Source organism: Pseudomonas sp. RW407 (assembly GCF_003176655.1).
Lineage (GTDB): Bacteria > Pseudomonadota > Gammaproteobacteria > Pseudomonadales > Pseudomonadaceae > Pseudomonas > Pseudomonas delhiensis.
On record NZ_QGSL01000106.1, the window covers coordinates 1,228,385 to 1,246,673 of the forward strand.

The 18,289-nt window shown below is 61.8% G+C and carries 18 protein-coding genes; 10 read left to right on the top strand and 8 right to left on the bottom strand.

The annotated features are described in order from the left end of the window. Positions 1–259 precede the first annotated feature (259 nt). The 3 genes from lafA to DK254_RS22225 all read left to right on the top strand — a co-directional run bounded on the left by lafA (position 260) and on the right by DK254_RS22225 (position 2,665). A complete protein-coding gene (lafA, locus tag DK254_RS22215; RefSeq protein ID WP_109935501.1) occupies positions 260–1,156 on the top strand; it encodes a lateral flagellin LafA in 897 nt (298 codons plus the stop codon). Between the two features lie 223 nt (positions 1,157–1,379). Beyond that, positions 1,380–2,207: a winged helix-turn-helix domain-containing protein gene (locus tag DK254_RS22220; RefSeq protein WP_256595922.1), complete on the top strand. Its 828-nt coding sequence runs from the start codon at positions 1,380–1,382 to the stop codon at positions 2,205–2,207. After that, the gene (locus DK254_RS22225; RefSeq protein WP_109935503.1) at positions 2,204–2,665 is read left to right on the top strand and encodes a hypothetical protein; all 462 of its coding nucleotides are present in this window, start codon (positions 2,204–2,206) and stop codon (positions 2,663–2,665) included. The genes DK254_RS22220 and DK254_RS22225 overlap by 4 nt, the downstream gene beginning before the upstream one ends. Before the next feature lie 16 nt (positions 2,666–2,681). On the opposite strand, the gene DK254_RS22230 is transcribed toward DK254_RS22225, so the two are convergent. From DK254_RS22230 to fliD, 8 genes are read right to left on the bottom strand one after another with little or no spacing between them, the layout of a single operon-like run. Then, the gene (locus DK254_RS22230) at positions 2,682–3,623 is read right to left on the bottom strand and encodes an OmpA family protein (RefSeq protein ID WP_109935504.1); all 942 of its coding nucleotides are present in this window, start codon (positions 3,621–3,623) and stop codon (positions 2,682–2,684) included. Next, positions 3,620–4,492: a flagellar motor stator protein MotA gene (gene motA / locus DK254_RS22235; RefSeq protein WP_109935505.1), complete on the bottom strand. Its 873-nt coding sequence runs from the start codon at positions 4,490–4,492 to the stop codon at positions 3,620–3,622. Before motA ends, DK254_RS22230 begins: the two co-directional genes overlap by 4 nt. A gap of 3 nt (positions 4,493–4,495) precedes the next feature. Then, a complete protein-coding gene (locus DK254_RS22240) occupies positions 4,496–5,227 on the bottom strand; it encodes a FliA/WhiG family RNA polymerase sigma factor (protein ID WP_109935506.1) in 732 nt (243 codons plus the stop codon). Positions 5,228–5,237: 10 nt separating this feature from the next. Next, positions 5,238–5,723, bottom strand: a complete 486-nt coding sequence (locus DK254_RS22245; protein ID WP_089393482.1) for a flagellar basal body-associated FliL family protein — start codon at positions 5,721–5,723, stop codon at positions 5,238–5,240. 40 nt (positions 5,724–5,763) lie between these two features. Continuing rightward, entirely contained in the window at positions 5,764–6,870 is a 1,107-nt protein-coding gene (locus tag DK254_RS35065) for a flagellar hook-length control protein FliK (RefSeq protein WP_109935507.1), read from the bottom strand. Between the two features lie 2 nt (positions 6,871–6,872). Next, positions 6,873–7,196 (bottom strand): hypothetical protein, encoded by a 324-nt coding sequence (locus tag DK254_RS22255; protein ID WP_109935508.1) that lies wholly within the window; start codon positions 7,194–7,196, stop codon positions 6,873–6,875. Next, entirely contained in the window at positions 7,180–7,575 is a 396-nt protein-coding gene (gene fliS, locus DK254_RS22260) for a flagellar export chaperone FliS (protein WP_109935509.1), read from the bottom strand. The genes DK254_RS22255 and fliS overlap by 17 nt, the downstream gene beginning before the upstream one ends. Continuing rightward, complete coding sequence (gene fliD / locus DK254_RS22265; protein ID WP_109935510.1) at positions 7,572–8,879, bottom strand: flagellar filament capping protein FliD; 1,308 nt, start codon at positions 8,877–8,879, stop codon at positions 7,572–7,574. Before fliD ends, fliS begins: the two co-directional genes overlap by 4 nt. Before the next feature lie 252 nt (positions 8,880–9,131). Between fliD and DK254_RS22270 the strand changes: the two genes are divergently transcribed. The 7 genes from DK254_RS22270 to gntB all read left to right on the top strand — a co-directional run bounded on the left by DK254_RS22270 (position 9,132) and on the right by gntB (position 17,581). Further along, on the top strand, positions 9,132–9,407 hold the full coding sequence (locus DK254_RS22270; protein ID WP_146219626.1) for a hypothetical protein: 276 nt from the start codon (positions 9,132–9,134) through the stop codon (positions 9,405–9,407). Positions 9,408–10,610: 1,203 nt separating this feature from the next. Next, positions 10,611–11,573 carry a proline dehydrogenase family protein gene (locus tag DK254_RS22275; protein WP_109935512.1) on the top strand — a complete coding sequence of 321 codons (963 nt, stop codon included), beginning with the start codon at positions 10,611–10,613 and terminating at the stop codon, positions 11,571–11,573. A 206-nt stretch (positions 11,574–11,779) separates the two neighbouring features. Further along, positions 11,780–12,841: a low specificity L-threonine aldolase gene (locus DK254_RS22280; RefSeq protein ID WP_109935513.1), complete on the top strand. Its 1,062-nt coding sequence runs from the start codon at positions 11,780–11,782 to the stop codon at positions 12,839–12,841. After that, positions 12,838–14,142: a hypothetical protein gene (locus DK254_RS22285; protein WP_109935514.1), complete on the top strand. Its 1,305-nt coding sequence runs from the start codon at positions 12,838–12,840 to the stop codon at positions 14,140–14,142. Before DK254_RS22280 ends, DK254_RS22285 begins: the two co-directional genes overlap by 4 nt. Then, entirely contained in the window at positions 14,139–15,362 is a 1,224-nt protein-coding gene (locus tag DK254_RS22290) for an MFS transporter (RefSeq protein WP_109935515.1), read from the top strand. Before DK254_RS22285 ends, DK254_RS22290 begins: the two co-directional genes overlap by 4 nt. Continuing rightward, positions 15,349–16,470 (top strand): aminotransferase class V-fold PLP-dependent enzyme, encoded by a 1,122-nt coding sequence (locus DK254_RS22295; RefSeq protein ID WP_109935516.1) that lies wholly within the window; start codon positions 15,349–15,351, stop codon positions 16,468–16,470. Before DK254_RS22290 ends, DK254_RS22295 begins: the two co-directional genes overlap by 14 nt. Positions 16,471–16,594: 124 nt before the next feature. Next, complete coding sequence (gene gntB, locus DK254_RS22300) at positions 16,595–17,581, top strand: guanitoxin biosynthesis L-arginine gamma (S) hydroxylase (RefSeq protein ID WP_109935517.1); 987 nt, start codon at positions 16,595–16,597, stop codon at positions 17,579–17,581. Positions 17,582–18,289 lie beyond the last annotated feature (708 nt).

Here is an 18,289-nt window from a genome sequence, read left to right on the forward strand (position 1 = left end):
GGGGGCGAAACAAAAAATCTCCGCAGACTCGGAGCGGCGCGCTACACCAAGCCCCAATCCACTGGTTTCCCGCGTTCGCGGGAATGACGATTGGTAGAGAGGTGCGCAAGCCCAAGGTTAGCGATCAAGAGCCAGACACCACCTCCCCCGAAAGAATTTCTCGAACCGGCCCTTAAGCGACTTTCCACCCCAGTCGCCCTACCCCTTCAGCAGGCGATCAAAGCCGGCTTTACACAAGCCCAATCCGAGGATTCATTCCATGGCTCTGTCGATCCATACCAACTATTCCGCCCTGACCACCCAGACCAACCTGAACAAGACCAACGCCAAGCTGGCCACCAACCAGCAGCGCCTGGGCACCGGTTACCGCGTGAACAGCGCCGCCGACGACGCCGCCGGCCTGCAGATCGCCACCCGCCTGGACGCCCAGTCCCGCGGCATGGCCGTGGCCACCCGCAACGTCAACGACTCCGTGTCCCTGCTGCAGACCGCCGAAGGCGCCTTCAGCGAGATGACCGACATCGTCCAGCGCATGAAGGACCTGGCCACCCAGTCCTCCAACGGCACCAACAGCTCCAAGGACCAGGACTCCATGCAGGCCGAGTACGACGAGCTGGGCAAAGAGCTGGCCAACATCATGAAGAACACCAGCTACGCCGGCGACAAGCTGTTCAGCGACGGCACCGAAGTCGACGGCAGCAATGGCAAGTTCTCCGCCTCCATCAGCTTCCAGATCGGCGCCAGCAGCGCCGAGACCCTGGCGGTGGACGCCTCCACCAACCTGACCGACGTCGCCACCAAGCTCAGCGACATCTCCTCGGTCTACGCCGCCAGCGGCGCAGCCACCGCCGCCAGCGGCAGCGAACTCAGCGCCGCCAGCGCCAACGGCATGATCGACAAGCTGAGCACCGCCCTGGACAGCATCGGCACCCTGCGCGCCCAGTTCGGCGCCAACATCAACCGCCTGAACCACACCGCCAACAACCTGGCCAACATGAAGGACAACACCGACGTGGCCAAGGGCACCATCATGGACGCCGACTTCGCCTCCGAATCGGCCGCCATGACCAAGAACAGCATGCTGATGCAGTCCGGCATCTCCATGCTCAAGCAGGCCGGCCAGATGCCGGGCATGGTCATGTCCCTGCTGGGCTGATCCGCCCCTCGCAGCTGACCGCCGACAAACGCCCCGACCCGTTCGGGGCGTTTGTCGTTGGGCCGGGAAATCCCGTGGCTCAGACGGTGCGGGCAATCTGTCAAGCAAGAAAGGTACAGGAATGGGACTTGTCTCTATATTTCATTGACGCCAGAATGTCGCCCCTCTGCAACGAACCCCTTACGAATTCGTACAAGGACGGACTGCCGGCCCCTACATGGACATGATTCAGATCACGCCCGTCGCCGACGCCCGCCCCCTTCCCGTCCGTATCATCCGTACCGGCCTGGCCGATGGCTGCCTCGCCCACTTCCAGCCCGAGCTGTACCAGCTGGTGCTGCAGCGCGAGGGCTTCGAGGAAAAGGTCGAACTGGGGTTCTCCGGCAGCCGCCTGCTCGAGCGCCTGCTGCGCCAGCCCGGCGAGGTGGTGGCGCGCGACGAGTTGCTGGCCCACGCCTGGAGCGACCGGGTGGTCGGCCAGGGCAGCCTCAACCAGCAGATCTACACCCTGCGCCAGATCCTCGGCGACGAGAAGCGCCGCGAGATCATCCAGACCCTGCCGCGCCGCGGCTACATGCTCAACCCGCGCTTCGCCGTGTGCGCACCGGTAGAGGCCGAAGAAACGGCCACCCCCGGGCAAGTGCCGGCCACGCCCCCCATGCCCGCCAGCCCGCAGCGCCGCTGGTGCAGGCCCGAACTGCTGGCCGTGGCGGCGCCCGTGCTGCTGGCCGGCGTGGCCCTGGCCGCCACGCTCCACTACGGCCTGCAGCGAACCCAGGACCTGCGCGCGGACCTGGACATCGGCAACAAGCATTTCACCTACCTCGACGCGCGCCCCCAGGGCCTGGCCCAGCTGCGCGAGCGCACCGGCGCCCTGAGCGCGCGCCTGGCCGCGCTGAGCGAACGGCCCGCGCATTTCACCCTGTCGCGCCATGCCGGCTTCTACGAATTGGCCTGCAGTACCGAGGACGCGTCCACCCGCCTGCTGCTGATCCACCAGGACCAGCTCGCGCGCCTGGCCGACGACCAGTTGCGGAGCTGCCTGCCATGAAGCGCAGCCACCTGTTCGCCGGCAGCGCCCTGCTGAGCCTGGGCCTGCTCGCCGGCATGGCCGCCACCTGGCTCAACTACCGCTCCGCCAGCGAGTTCGATGGCCGCTACCACAGCAGCGGCCAACTGGTCCTCGCCGACGGCCGCAGCCTGCGCCTGGAGCACAGCCTGCTGCTGCGCGACGGCCACTTCTATGCCGTGACACGCCAGGGCGACACCGTGCAGAAAACCTCCGGCAGCGTCGAGTCGGGCTTCCTCGGCCACCTGCGCCTGCGGGTGGAAAAGAGCGAGCTGGCCGAACTGCAGCAGGCCGCGCAGCTGGACAACGAGCTGCTGTTCAACCTGCTCTACGGCAGCGAGAACGACAGCCTGCTCAACCTGCAGCCCCACGGCGACTGCCTGCTCGCCGAGGAAACCCGCCAGCTGTATTGTGCCGAGCGCTTCGCCGGCGAGCCCTGAGAGCCCTGAGAACCGCTCAAGGCTTGGCCGCAGCGCCCTGCCCTGCGCTGAACTTCGCCCCGTCGGAACCGACCTGCACCCGCGCCTGATCATCGCTGAACAGCTGGCGGTACAACTGCTCGGCGCTATCGGTCAGCAGCAGCAGCTCGATGCGGCGGTTGGCGCCGTTCTGCGGGTCCTCCGGCAGCAGCGGCATGCCGTCGGCCTGGGCGGTCACCTGGAGCACGTTGCGCGCCGGCAGGCCCGCGTCCACCAGCACGTTGCGCGCCTGCAGGGCGCGGTCGCCGGAGAGATTCCAGTTGTTGTAGCCGTTGGCCCCGCGGTAGGGCACCGCGTCGGTGTGGCCGCTGAGGATAAGGCGGTTGTCGACCTTCGCCAGCACGCCGCCCAGGGCCGCCAGCAGGGTGCGGAAATGCGCGTCGAGGGTGGCGCTGCCGCGGGGGAACATGAAGCGCTGCGGGTCGTCCTTGATCAGCACGCGCAGGCCCTGGGGCACCACCTTGACCTCGATGTTGGCCAGCGCGTCGGTCTGCGCGGAGACCGCGCGGATCAGCGCCGCCAGTTCCTGCAGGTCGACGCTGGAGTCATAGTGGCGCGGCTCGCTGGCCTCGCCCGGCTGCTTGCCGTCGACGCTGGCGCGGCTGCCCTCGGGGGTGCGCGGCGGGTTCTGCGGCTGCACCGGCATGGGCAGGCCATCCAGCTCCACCGGCGTGCGGCTGGAGCCATCGAACACCCCGGCGCCGCCGTCCACCAGCGGGTTGCTCTGCAGGTCTCCCACCGCCGGGTTCTGCATCACGCTGCGCGGCTGCACGATCCAGAGCACCATGAACAGCGCCATCATCGCCAGGGTGAAGTCGGCGAAGGCCACCTTCCAGGCGGAGCTGTGCTCCTCGGCGTGGCCCTTCTTGCCACGCCGCTTGATGATGACCTCGTGGTTCTGCTCGCCGCGCCGCCTCATGCCGCTTCCCTTTCATCCTCGTACTGGTTGACCCAGGTCTCGAGCTGGCGGAAGGCCGGCTTGACGTCCTGCTCGATCAGCTTGCGCCCGGCGTCCACCGCCAGCAGCGTGGGCTTGCCGGCGACATGGGCGACCAGGGTGGTGCGCACGCATTCCAGGGCCGACAGCTCGGTCTTCACCCGCTGGGCCATGGCGTTGGACAGCGGGTCGAGCACGCAGTAGCAGAAGAAGATGCCGAGGAAGGTGCCGACCAGCGCCGCGGCCACGTGGGCGCCTACTTCACCGATGGTGCCGCCGATGCTGCCCATGGTGATGATGATGCCCATGATCGCCGCCAGGATGCCGAAGCCGGGCATGGCCTCGCCGACCTTGTGCAGCGACTTCGACGGCTGCAGCAGGGCCTGCTCCATGGCGTCCAGCTCCTGCTCCAGGAAGCCTTCCAGCTCGTGGGCACTGATCTTGCCCATGGCCATCAGGCGGAAGTTGTCGGCGATGAAGGCCATCAGGTTCCTTTCCTGGAGGATCAGCGGGTAGCGGGCGAACAGCTCGCTCTGCTCCGGCTCCTCGATGTGCTCGTCGAGCACCTTCAGGCCGCCCACCTCGACCATCTCCAGCAGTTGGTAGAGCAGCATCAGCAACTGGCGCTGGAACTCCTCGCCGCGGCGCTTGTAGACGAACACGCCCTTGATCTGCACGAGCATTTCCAGCAGGACCTCGCGCGGGTTGGCCACCACCAGGCTGCCCAGGCCGGCGCCGAGGATGATGAGCACCTCCGCCGGCTGCCAGAGCACGCTCATCTCGCCATGGGCCATGGCGTAGCCGCCCAGGACGCAGGCGACGATGATCAGCGCGCCTATGATCTTCTGCATGATTCAGCTTCTCTCGCTCAGGTAGCGGCAGGCCTTGCTCAGCGCCTGCTTGCTCAGTTGACAGACACGGGCATCGCTCACCTCGAGCACCAGGGCGATTTCCTTCAGGCTCAGCTCGTGCTGGTAGTACAGCGTCAGCACCAGGCGCTCGCGCTCGCTGAGCTGCGCCAGGGCCTGGGCCAGCATGCGCTCGCGCAGCACCCGCGCCTCCAGCGCCGACTCGCCGTCCACCAGGTTCTCCAGGCCCTCGCCCAGCAGCGCGTCGAGGCTCTCGATGGCCTCGCAGGATTCGGCCTGCAGGTAGTCCTGGTAGCCGCGCTCGTCGAGCCCGGTGTGGGCGAGGATTTCCTTGTCGCCGGGCGTGCGGCCCAGGCGCCGGGCCAGCTCGCGGATGCTGTCGCGCACCTTGTGCGCCTGCAGCCGCACCTGGCGCGGGCGCCAGTCCTGGCGGCGCAGCTCGTCGAGGATGGCGCCGCGGATGCGCAGCACGGCGAAGCCGGCGAACTGCTCGTCGGGCGTGCCGTAGCGGCGCAGGCTCTCCAGCAGGCCCATCAGGCCGATCTGCTCCATGTCCTCGCGGTCCAGCACCTGGTTGGCCTGCAGCGACAGCTGGCTGACCACCCGCCGCACCAGCGGCAGGTAGCGCATCAGCCATTGCTGCTCGGCGCCCGGGGCGAAGGCCGGGTGGCCCGCCTCGGCGGGGTTGCGGTAGTCGAGGGCGCAGTGGGCGTTCATGGGCGGGCCCCTATTGCACGATCAGCTTGCTGACCAGCACGTGCTGGAAGGGCGCGGCCACCTTGCGCGTGGCGAAGTCGGCCAGCAGCACCTGCTCCAGCTCGCCCTGCAGCGCCGGGATGGCCTTGGCCCGCAACTGCTCGTAGGTCAGCGCGGAGAGGTGCGCCACCGCCGAGTTGCGCACCATGGGGTCGATCTGCTGCAGCTTCTTCTGCTGGGTGCCCAGCTCGGCCTGCAGCACCAGGTCGAGCACGAAGTAGTGCTCGCGGCCGTCGCCGCCCGGCAGGCTGACGATGATCTTGTTGACCGGGAAGAACTCGTATTCGCCGGGAGCTTCCTCTTCCGCCGCGGCGCCCTGCTCGGTGCCGGCGGCCTCGCCGGCCCTGGCCTGGGCGGCCAGCAGCGGGCGCGCCAGGTACCAGGTGCCGGCCACGCCGCCGGCGGCGATCAGCAGATTCAGAACAGTGAACAACAACATGATGCGGCGCATCGTCATGATGGTTTTCCGATCCTCGGTTTCCATGGGTTGCCCGGCGCTAGACGGTGACCAGCACGTCGCGCGGGCGCAGGCCGGCGTCCGCCGCCGCCCCCTGCTCCGCCGCCGCGCCGGTCGGCGCGTCGTCCAGCCAGGTGGCCGGGCGCCCCTGCCGGGCCTGTTGCTGCTGCGCCTGCTGCTGGCCGGCGCGGCCGTCGGAGACCTGCACCTCCACCGGCTGCTGGCTGGCCCCGGCGATGTCCTGGCGCAGGCGCTCGGCGCCCTGCTGCAGCAGGCGGGCGACGTCGCCCTGGGCCGCGTGGATCTGCACCGTCAGGCCTGCATTGTCCCGGCTCAGGTAGATTTCCAGGCGCCCCAGCTCCGGCGGGTCCAGGCGGATGGCGGCGCTCTGCTGGTTGTGCCGCAGCTGCAGCTCGACGTTGTCGCGCAGGGCGTTGAGCAGTTGCTCGCCCCAGCGTTCGGCCGGCGCCTGCAGGCTCAGCTGGCGCTCGGGCATGTGGCTGGCCGCCAGCGGCTGGGCGTCGTTCGCCACGACCGGGGCGTTGGGCGGCGCCGGCGCGGCGGGCGGCGGCACCTGGCCGGCGAGCTTGTCGAGCTGGCTGTGCAGCAATTCGTCGGCTGCCGTTGCGGCCTTCGCCGGTGGCGCTTCCTCGGCCTTGGCCGGCAGGGCCAGGCTCGGCAGGGGCTGGCCCTGGGCCGGCGGCGGCGGGGCCTCGGCCATGCCCTGGGGCAACTGCGGCAGCGGCAGGTTGCCGGGCAGAGCGCGGGATACCGGCGCGCTCGCGGCATCCCCGGCCTGGCCGGCGTCGCGGGCCTGCAAGGTCACTTCGCGCTGGCCGAGCATGCTGGCCAGCCACTGCTCGGCGCCCGGCAGGGCGCCCAGGCTCGGGTCGGGCTGCGGCGGGAGGTCCTGTGGCGCAACCGGGTCGGCGGGCGTGGCGGGAGCCTCCGGCGCGTCCTCGGTCGCTTCCGCGCCCTTGGCCAGTTGCGCGGCGAAGGCCGGCAGCACCTCGCCCGCCGCCTCGGAGCCACCCCTGGCGGCCGTGCCCGCGGCCTGCTGCCCGGCGCCCATGGCGGCTACGGCCGGCAGCGGCGCGTCCTTGCCCGGCGCGGCGTCCGCGGCCAGGCGGGTATTCACCTGCAACACTGTCATCTCCCGGCCAGCAAGCGGTCTATCTGCATGTAGGCGGAGCGCCCTTCGGCGTACTCCAGGTGGCTCGCCAGCAACTGGCGCAGGCGCTCCACCTCCTGCGCGCAGGCGCGCCGCGCCTGCTCGTGCAACTGCTGCAAACGGCGCTTGGCCTCCATGCCGGCGGCGTCCAGCGCGGGGCCGGCGGCCAGGCGTTCGAGCAGCGCGCGGATGGCGCCGTCGACCTCGCCCAGGTTCGCCCACTCGCCGCGCGCCAGCACCTCGCCCAGGCGCGCGTGGAGGCTGCGCAGCTCGTGCACGCGCGGGTCAGCCACGGGCGGCATGGACACCGGCCCAGCCTTCGCGCAGGGTGCCGAGCAGGCCGGCGACCTCGTCCAGGCCCTCCAGCGACAGGTTCACGCTGACGTCCGAGAGGCGGTAGATGCAGTAGTCGTAGAGCCGCGCCAGGTCCTGCACCACCTCCCCGCCGGCCTCGTAGTCGAGGGCGCTGGACAGGCCGTTGAGGATGTTCATGCACTTGTCCAGGGAACGGCCCTTCTGCTGGAAGCGCCTGGCCTCGATATGCCCGCGGGCGCGGGCCAGTTCGTCGAGCAGGCCGTCGAACAGCACCAGCACCAGCTCGTAGGGCGACGCCGCGGCGGCGCGCGCCTCCAGGTCCGTGGTGCGGTAGCTGTCGTAGCCTTCGTTCATCGAATAGGTCATGTGAACATGCTGGAGGTCTGGTCCATGGAATTCATGACTTGCATGAGGTTGGTGTACTGCTTGAGGTAGCGCGAGTAGGCGTTGTTGTAGCGCGTCTGCAGGGCATCGAACTGGTCGTCGATGTCGGCCAGCTTGTCGTTCAGGCTGTTCACCCGCGAGGTCAGCAGGCCGCTGGTGGAGCTGGTGTAGGCCTTGAGCGCGCTGTCCAGGCTGTCGATCAGGTTGCCCTTGCCGCTGAACAGTTGCTCGAAGCCGTCGGCGTTCTGCGCCAGGGCCTTCTCCAGCTTGCTGCTGTCGAGTGTCAGCTTGCCGCTGCTGTCGGCGCTGACGCCGTAGCCGATCAGGTTGACGCCGCCGAAGCTGGTGCGGATCAGGCCGTTGACCGCCGACCTGATCGCCTGCACCGCCGAGTCGCCGGCCAGCGCGCCGCGGCTGGTGGTGCCGCTGCCGCTGGCGGTCAGCGTGCCGATGGTGCCCATCAGGGTGTTGTAGGCATCCAGGAAGCCCTGCAACTTCTTGGTGGTGGCGTCCTTGTCGCGGCCGATGTCGAGGCTCAGCGGCGCCTCGGCCGGGTCGCTGACCTTGGTGAAGGTCAGGCTCACGCCGTCGATGGCCTTGTCGAAGGTGTTGCTGGCGTTGCGCAGCTCGATGCCGCCTTGCCCGCCCAGGTAGACGATGGCGTCCTGGGCGCTGGAAAGCTGCTTGCGGGCGTCGATGGAACCCTGCACCACGGCATTGCTGCTGGACAGGCTGATGGCCTGGTCGGCGCCGCTCTTGTCGCTGGTCAGCACCAGGTTCACCGTGCCGTCGCTGCGCACCAGGGTGGCCTTGACGCCGGTGTTGTCGGCGGCGCCGTTGATGGCCGAGGCCAGGGCGCTGAGGCTGGTGATGCCGCTCATGTCGACCTTGAAGCTGTCGCTGCCCTGGCCGATGGTCAGCTCGCCGCTGCCCAGGTCGCCGTCGCTCAGGCCCTGCAGGGCCACCTGGTCCTTGGAGGCCAGCTGCTTGACGAAGAACTGGTAGCTGCCGGAAACGGCGGTGGAACCGACGCTGGCGGTAGCATAGCCCTCGGCGCTGAAGGTGGCGCTGTTGACCAGCATGTTGCTGGCGCTGCTGGAGCTGCTGCGCAGCCCGGTCACCGCCGAGGCGAAGCTGCTCAGCGCCGACTTCAGCTGGGTGACCGCGGACAGCTCGCTGTTGTAGCTGGTCTTGTTGCGGTTCAGCCGCGTCTGCGACGCCTGGATGTCGTACTGGGCCAGCTGGGTCGCCATCTGCTGGACGTAATCGGAATCTATGGTTGCCATGGTCGGGTACCCCTTTGCGAGCCTGGGAGCAAGTTCGGTGCCAACGCCCGGAAGACCCGTATTCCGGGGACTCCAGCCGGCAGCGAAGTGAAAGGATGCTTCCGCCTCGTGGAACCGGAAGGCGAGCCGGAAAGGGCCTTTCCGCCTGCCGGCGCGGGAGCTGCTTCCCAGTCAAGGCGACCGGGTGGGGGTTGGAGTTAAGCGGAGATTTGGGGCTGGGTTGAATGCGAGTTCCGGCCCCCTCGTTTGGCGGTGAGTTTCACCTGCCAAGGCCGGCGGCTCGGAAAGCTCAACGACACCTTTTGGCGCGTCTTCGAAATGTCCAAACACGTCGGCATCGCCTTTCTGACCGTGGACGCCAAAAACGACCGCGCCGCCACGTGCTACGAATGGCTAGGATTCAGACCATTGATTAATACTCCACTCCAACTGGTCTCTTCGACCACAACCTTCCTCGACGCGTTTCGAGAAAGGGAAATGCAGGACCAAGTTCAAGCGCTGGCAACCACCGAAACCCCGACCTTCTGAAGCCTCAGCCAGTCGGCCAAAGGCATGAGAGGGACGGCCCGAAAGGGTGCCCCCCCTGACAGGTCCTCCGTCAGGGCCCGAGACGCAGCACGGTGGCCCGCCCTTCGCCTTCTCTGGCGTTAGGACCGCCACTCTATTCACAGAACGTATACGCCCCATAGGACACTTCCAATACTGATAGTCCCTCGCAAAAGCTCGCCTCCTTTCTTTGACTGCCATCTGACGACATCACTGCAGCACTACAGAAAGTGCAGGAGAAATGACAAGAGTAGGTCTGCTAGAACTCAGAGTCGGGACATGTCTCGCCACAGGGCACCAAAGTATGCAACCGGAACCCGGAGTCATTGTGCGGGAGTGAACGCTAGGTGGCCGGAACCTAAAGAAGCCACCGCCTTGGAGGATGTGAGTACTGCTACGCAAAAGTTATCAAAACCAAACCATCTGACTCCTCACCGACCTGAAATGAAGAGCAGTACGCTCCGTACTCTGACCTAGATCGGAATGGCTCACACTAGAACTCTTGGCAGTCATGCCGAAGGCAGAGTGCCAAGTTTTACAGACTCGTTTCTGCAGCTGCAATCTAGCCGGATTCACTACCCTGCCAGCGCGCCTCGCACTGGACACGAATCTTCAACACCGTAAACGGACGTTGACTATGGAATCGCTGGGTAACCTACGCCATATAGGAACCGTGCACCCTGCAATATCGCCACCCCCGCAACTGATGATCGAATGGCTACTGTTCAACAAATGGGCATCCGAGGTTGGCTCACACCCTGGGCCAAGGCAATCTCACTCGTGAGAAGTTCTTCAACAGCAGGCACGCGGCAAGACATAGAAATGCCGTACAGAAAATTCATATTCAATATAAAGATTTTTCACCAAGAGCATCTATAAGATTCCATTTTTTCTGCTTTTCGCCCCCGCACAGATGCCCAGCCAATAACGATTTCGATCACAGCAACCCATTGAAACACACAGGAAAATCAAAATAAAAAGGCAGCACACCTACATCCCCCTTCTTGTACGACTTCATTTCTCGAACCACCGAAGAGACTAGACAGCTAAATTAACTCCTGCTTTTATTCCATTGCACCATTGAGCTGACTCATGACCGTTGCTGTTGGATGCTTTATCGATTGTTGAGAATTCGTCTAAGCGTACTGAGAAGTGCACTATCGCCTTACTCAAGGAGAGAGACCGATGACTCCCCGCGAAACTTGTATCCTTGCCGCTGCGGCCCTGAAAAAGCTGGCCATGAACCAAGCCTGCAGGGAGGCGTTCTCTAAAGACTCTTTGTTCTTCAAGTTGTTCGCATCTGCTGCGCAACGCTATCTTCTTGCCGCAAACCGGGACGCGCTGCTGCCAAAACTGAACGTACTGGCTGAGAAGGGCTATGCATTGAGTGTCGAGTACGTCGGCGAAGAGAATGCCGACTCGGCAGTAGTACAACGCTTCATCAATGAGTACCTGACGTCGATCCAGCCATTCGCCGATGCAGGGCTTAAACCTCAGTTGAGCTTCGACCTTAGCGCCGTTGGCCTCGCCCTATCCCAGAACACCGCCTACAAAAATGCGGCAGCCATCATCTCAGCAGCTGCGGCGCACGATATGCCTGTCATGATCAGCATGGAACGTGCCGCCTCAGTAGACCGGATTCTGGAAGTGTATGGCGAATTGGCGCCTGTCCACGCAAACGTTGGCGTGACCATCCAAGCATATCTACACCGCACCCTCGACGATCTGCCGAAAATCCTTCACTACGGACGCAAAGTCAGGTTGGTCAAGGGAGTCTACAACGAGCCTGAGGCGGTCGCGCTGCCTCGCGGCGAAGCCCTGGATCAACGCTACTTGGGGTTGCTGGATATGGCCTTGGGGGCAGGTGTGCCCGTCAGCTGCGCGACCCAGGATCCCGCCCTGATCCCCCATATCCTGGCCAAGTCGCGTCATTCAGCAAATATTGAACTGGAGATGCTCCACGGCGTGCAACCCACCTTGCTGCGCCAAGCCAGGGAGGCAGGGTTGCCCTGCCGTATCTATGGAGTCTATGGCGAAAGCTGGTACCTACACTTTCTGCATCGCTTGGCCGAGTCCCCGGAAGAGATTCTAGGTGCGCTGGCTGACTTCAGCGATCCCTCCCGCGTGGTATTCGCGGCCGGTTACTGAACCTGCTGTGTTTGCCCACGGACTGTAAACAGAGCCCGATCTGATGTTTGCATTCCTTGTTATTTTAAATAGAACGGATGGCATCTATCCCTCCAGAATTACTGCGTGCGTCGGCAGATGGGGATGAGCCGACCATAACGTGAACACATCGCGCGTGCTACCGCACAAAAAAAGTATGCCGCTCACATTACAGAAAGGATGTACACATGTTCATTGACCTTAGAAGTGATACGGTGACTAAACCCACCAATGGCATGCGCAAGGCAATTTACCTAGCCGAGGTTGGTGATGACTGTTTCGGCGAGGATCCTAGCGTCAAGAATCTGGAAGAATATTGCGCAAATTATTTCAAAAAGGAAGCGGCCTTATTTACGACCGGAGGAACCCTGAGCAATCAGCTGGCAATTAAGACCATGACGCGCCCCGGCGATGAGATATTCATGGACGCCTCCTACCACATTAACTTCTACGAGGCAGCATCGACTTCTGCCTTTTCTGGGGTGAACTTTTCCCTGACCTGCCATGACGATGGTTTATTCGATGTCGCGGATTTACAAAAATTGTACGCGTCGAAGTGTCGCTGGAACCAGAACTACGCGGTGCCACGGGTGGTCGTCGTAGAAAATACACTGGGTTGTAAAGGCGGCGGTGTGTTCCCTCTGGAACAGATGAACCAAGTTTTTACCTATGCCAAGAACATCGGCGCATACCGTTACCTGGATGGTGCACGGATTCTCCACGCCTCAATCGCCACCGGTATGGATGTCACCTCCTTTACCGACAATGCCGATCTGATGTCCATGTGCCTTTCCAAAGGGCTAGGAGCGCCAGTCGGCTCAATCATGATGGGCCCGCACGAGCTTATCCAGCAGGCCAGAAAGTACCGAAAGTGGTTCGGTGGTGATCAGCACCAGAGCGGAATGATGGCCGCCGCGGGCTTGTATGCCATGCGCAACCACATCGAACGGCTCGCCGAGGACCATGAACATGCGGCACTACTGCACAAAGAACTCAGCAGCGTGGAGGAGGCACGCTCGGGCTACAAGGGCACCAATATGGTCACCTTAGACATCTCTGCCTTGGGAGTGACGCCGCTGCGTTTTGCCGAACTGCTTAGAGAAAAGTGCGTGGGAGTTCTTCCCTACAATGACAGGGAAATCCGTCTGGTCCCTCATATCAATATCGACCGCGCGCGCATCCTCAAGGCCGCTGAGCTGATCAAGACACAGGTGAGCGAACTCGCCCATGCGGTGGAGGGCGTGAAATGATCTTCAAGAAGAATGTGGTGTTAGTCGTAGATGCCTATTCGATCGGCAGCCTGATTGCCCCAGCGTTCATGTCCCGTGGCTATGAGTGCATCCATGTACGCTCGACGGATAACGTCAACGCATTCTATGAGTCCTGGTTTCGCGAAAATGACTTCATCAGCGATTTCCTCTATCAGTCCGATACTGCGCTGAAAGAGGCTCTGACTCAATACAACGTGCAGTTCGTTCTGGCGGGTTGCGAGTTTGGCGTCGAATTAGCCGCGCATCTAGCAGATTGTTTTAAGGTGGCACGCCGCAACGACCCGGCGCACGCGATTCGCTGGAGAAATAAGTATGAAATGCATGAAGCACTGAAGAATGCCGGCGTTCGCTCCATCCAGCATTTTAAATCGACAGACCTACAGCAGATCCAGGAGTGGATCGATCAGCACGATCTCTTCCCAGTCGTGCTAAAACCTCTCAATAGCGCGGGTTCCGACAATATTCACATCTGCACTCGAGCAGACGAGGTCACCCAGGCGTTCGAGACCATCAAGGCTAGCCGTACCATTTTCCTGACACAGAACGAAGAAGTGCTCGTTCAGCAGTATCTGGAAAATTCCGATTTCCTATCAGAACTGAAGCCGGAAAAAAGTCCCAATATCGATATCGAATATTGCGTCAATACGGTCAGCGTGGACAGCCAACACTTCGTCAGTGAGATCATACGTGTGTATCGCACCCGTATCGGCTCGGCACCGGTTCACGACTATAACCAACTTATGTGCCCGATCGACAACCACGACATCTACAGCCGGCTCTCCGAGTACATCTTCTCCGTGCTGGATGCCTTGGGTATCAGGCAGGGGGTCGGGCACAGCGAACTGATGATCGTCAACGATCAGCCCGTGCTACTTGAGACAGCCGCGCGCTTGCCAGGGGGGATCGATCTGTCGGCTTATACACAGGCGCTAGGGCATAACCAGCTCAACCTTTGGGTGGAGTCGCTGCTCAATCCGCAGGGTTTCCTGGAATACCGAGCCAAACCTAGGAAGAAGCTGCTCTTCCATTCCAGCTGCGTTTTTCTAATTGCCCGCACAAGCGGCGAAATCAGGCAGCTTCCCGATATCACGGTGTGGCAACACATCCACGGGCTGCACAGCATCAAGATTCAGCATGAAGGTGTGCTCAACGAGACCAACTCCCTGGAAAACTCGCCAGGCCATGTGTTCATCCTGGACAAGGACCGCTTAGTTATTCATGACAGCATTCGACTTTTACGCGAGGCCGAGCCGGCCATCTATCAGGGCATGCTGAAATGAAGAACAGTAGCTCCGAACTAGGGCTGGCCGAGGGCGGGGTATACACAGCACCAGTGAATCTGTTCCTGTCTGCGACCTTCATCCTTACCCTGGCACGCGCAATGACGCTGCCCTATGTCGTGGTCTATTGTGCAGAACGATTCGGTCTGGGCGTCGCCGACGTCGGATTAGCGCTGGGGGCGGCTCTCATGGCGAGTTCCCTCTTCAGCCTGTATGGTGGATTTCTGGTCGACCGGTTCTCCAACTACCAAATCCTGCTGACTGCGGGAGGGCTGTTCGCCTTGGCGTTTGGCACTGCCTATTGTACCGATTCGCTGGTCGCGTTCTTCGCGGCGATTGTGATGGTGAACCTTGCCTACGCGGTCATCGACATCGCCATAAAATCCGGCATCGCCGCCCTAGTGGTCGCGCAAAAACGCGGGGCAGTGTTCTCGGTAAAGTACACGCTCACCAATATCGGTTTTGCCGTGGGGCCCTTTCTGGGTGTGCTACTGGCTCAATTGAGCCCTGGCTTGCCTTTCGCGGTAGCAGGATTGGTGGGGACGCTGTTCGTTGCGATCTACGGGTTGCTGGGCGAGAAGAGCTCCGCGACCGTTGCCCCCCCTTCGCAACACAACGGCTTTCTCAATGTGTTGAATTACCTGGGCAGGGACTATCGGCTAGTGTGTTTCACCTTGGGTGGATTACTCAGTGCGATCATCTTTGGCCAGTTCTCGGCATACCTGTCGCAATACCTGCTGGTGACCAGTAGCCCGGAACAGACTTACCAGATCATCAACTACTTGGTCACCACCAATGCCTGCGTGGTGATCGGCCTGCAATACCTGGTGGGCTCGCGTATTAACCAGGCCAATTTGTTCCTTATGCTGTGTCTCGGGATGCTGTTCTTCCTACTAGGCCTGATCGGCTTCAGTCAGGCAGACGGAGTGCTCGTGTGGGTTATCGCCATGGCCGTGTTCACGATCGGCGAGATCATCATCATTCCTACCGAATACCTGTTCATCGACTTCATCGCCCCTGAAAACCTGCGTGGCGCTTATTACGGCACCCAGAACCTGTCGAATTTGGGCGGGGCCCTCGGGCCGATGCTTTGCGGGGTGGCGCTTTCGCTATACCAGCCGCAGGTCATGTTCTATCTGCTGTGCCTGTGCGTACTACTGGCGCTAGGTTTCTATTACATGGGCTACAAGTCCAAGGAAGGCGCGCATGATTCACTTTAATACGGCTGGAGCGGGCCTGCTGTCAGCGCAGGCTTTGCAAGCGATGCAAACCTTCCTGCAGGCCGAGAGCGAGCAGGGAGCCTACGAGACCGAACTGGCCAGCGCCGAGGTGCTGGATCACGCGGTCTATCAGAACATTGCCCGCCTCCTTGGGGCGCAGCCAGCTGACATTGCTCTGTTCGACAGTGCAACGAAAGCCTGGGTAACTGCGCTGGATGCACTGGACTGGCATTGCGGTGACCGCATTCTGATAACGCCCTACGAGTATGCAGGCAACCTGATCGCACTGGATAACCTGCGCCAACGTCATGGATTGATGATCGAGACTATCCCCTTACTGGATAACGGCGATCTTGACCTGGCTTGGCTCGCAAGATACATGCGCGATAACGTAAAACTGGTCTCGGTGGTGCACGTGCCATCGTGCTGCGGGATCGTCAATAACGTGGCGGCTATCGGCAGACTACTGCGTGGCTATCCCTGCACCTACTTCGTCGACGCCTGTCAGTCGGTGGGCATGTTGCCGATCAATGTCCAGGAGATCGGTTGCGATGTCCTGACGGCCGCCGGGCGCAAGTTTCTCTGCGGCCCCAGGGGCACCGGTTTCGCCTGTTTGTCCGCAGCATTTCGTGCCCGTGCTAGGCCACGTTTTACCGACCTGCACAGGGCAACCTTCAGTCTCGATAGCGGGGTGACCCTGGATGTGCAGGACGCCCGTTACTTTGAATACGCGGAGCGAAACGGCGCCACGCTGATGGGGCTGAACGTTGCGGTTCTGGAGCGGCTGCAGGGCGGATATGTTGATGATTGCGAGGCTTATCGCTTTCTCGTGGAATCGCTCAAGGGATATGAAAACCTGCAGCTCATCATACCGGGCGCATACCAACGCGGGATAATTTCATTTTTCCACGAAAGCATATCGGCACCAGAAACCGTCGGTTTCTTCCGCAGCCGAGGAATCAACTGTTGGCCAGGGTATGCCTCCCATACGCCTGGCTACATGACTGGCCGGGTCCCAGCGCGCTTCGTACGTGTCTCGTTGGGGTGCACCAATACCATTGCGCAGGCTGAGCAGTTTCTGCGTTTACTTCAAAGCATGAGTCGTTGAATGCAGTGGCCTGTATACCGGCGCTCGACATACTCGTCGTGTTAAAGCGGCTTTTTGGCTGATCGTTATAGCTGCGCCAGCGCCAGAGCCTCTATCACCTCGACTTAACGAATAGGGACTCTCGATGAACGACGTGAACAAATTCAAACCGACAGTCGAGATAAAGAACCGTCTGCGCCCTTTGTATGAAAAGGACAACTGGCATTGGGTAGTCGGACTCTCGCTCGATCTGGGAGTCATTACGCTAGCGGTTATCCTGAGCCTGCAAAGCCCGTACCTTTATCTGTTGACGGTGCTACTGGTCGGCTCGCGACAGCGGGCAATAGCCTCGTTGCTGCACGAGGCCGCGCACATGACCTTAATGAGCAACAAGGTGCTCTGCCGAGTGATTGGTGAGTACTTGCTTGCCTATCCGATCTTCCAGAACTACGAGGCCTACCGGCATTCCCATGTGAAGATGCATCACCATCATCTCGGCGACCAGCTTACCGATCCCGATCACCGTTATTATATCGAGTCGGGGTTATATGCGGCTAGCGATCGGCTTGATTTTCTCTTGCGCCATTTGCTCAAGAGCATCACGCTAGCCAATACCTCGCACTACTTCATCTACTTGGTAAAAAATCGGGCGGGAGACATCATTACCAAGCCTTGGCAAGGCTTCAAACTACTGCTCGTGCACCTGGCGATCCTAGCGGTGTTCTGGTTCTCGGTGGGCCCCCTGGGGTATTTACTATTCTGGCTCGTGCCGTACTTCACATCCTTCCAAGTGATCGGCTGGTTTTCCGAGATTTCCGAGCACTTCGGCATGTTCGGGGTGTACCAAGATGAGGTAAAGCTCACCCGTAACCGCTTCCCTAGCCTCATTGAACGCCTGTTTATCGGTATGCACGGCGACAATTACCATCTAACACATCATCTGTATGCCGGTATACCCTACTGGAACCTGAGAAAAGCGCACCTGATCCTGATGGATGATCCTAAGTATGCCGAAGCCAACCATGGTTGTGGTGGTATTTTCACTGCCAAGGGTGATGCCCGCTCAAGCCTGGGACAGATCTTCGAGGCTTATCGCAGCGGGAGGATCAGCGCTGTCATAGGCACGGAATGACACATGCGCGCCCCTGAAAACAGATACCCACCGCGTCTACCATTCTACGCTTCCAAACATCAAGGACAGAGCAAATGCAACAGTTCGGCAACGAGTTACTGTGAAGATCATCGTTGACGGGATACCCGCGGTACTTCCTCTCGCTCTTCGCTTTCATGACGCCCTAGGCCTGGCGTTCATGCAGTTGCTCGTAGTCCTTCCGAGCAATGGCCGCCGCCATCTCGATCATCATCGAGTTGATCACCCCCTGCATCGGCTGGCGAATTCGTCGCTGGCTGATGCCTTGATTGCCATTGCGAGGTCGGTAGATCCAGAGCGACGATACGCCGCCCCTTCAAGTCGATCGCTCCCTCAGACGCTGCCACCCATGGAAGGGCAAGGGAGACCTACACCATTCACCACGAGGTGATCGATTTAGCGATGCACCGCCGCATGCATCAGGCTTTGGTACATGCCGCGCTGGAGATGGCTGTACCACGGCGAAAGCCACGAGAAGAAGTGCTGCTGCACTCGGATCGTGGCAGCCAATACTGCATATACGACTACAAGGCCCTGCCGCGGCGACATCGCATCGTCCCAGCCAATTCCCTTCTCGCCATCCCCGCGAGCGCGGAAACCCGGCGGCTTCTCGCCTAGGTGTAGTGCTCCGCTCCGAGGGCGTAGATGTTTGTTCCTCCCCCTGGGATGTGCCACTTTGGCAGATGGTGG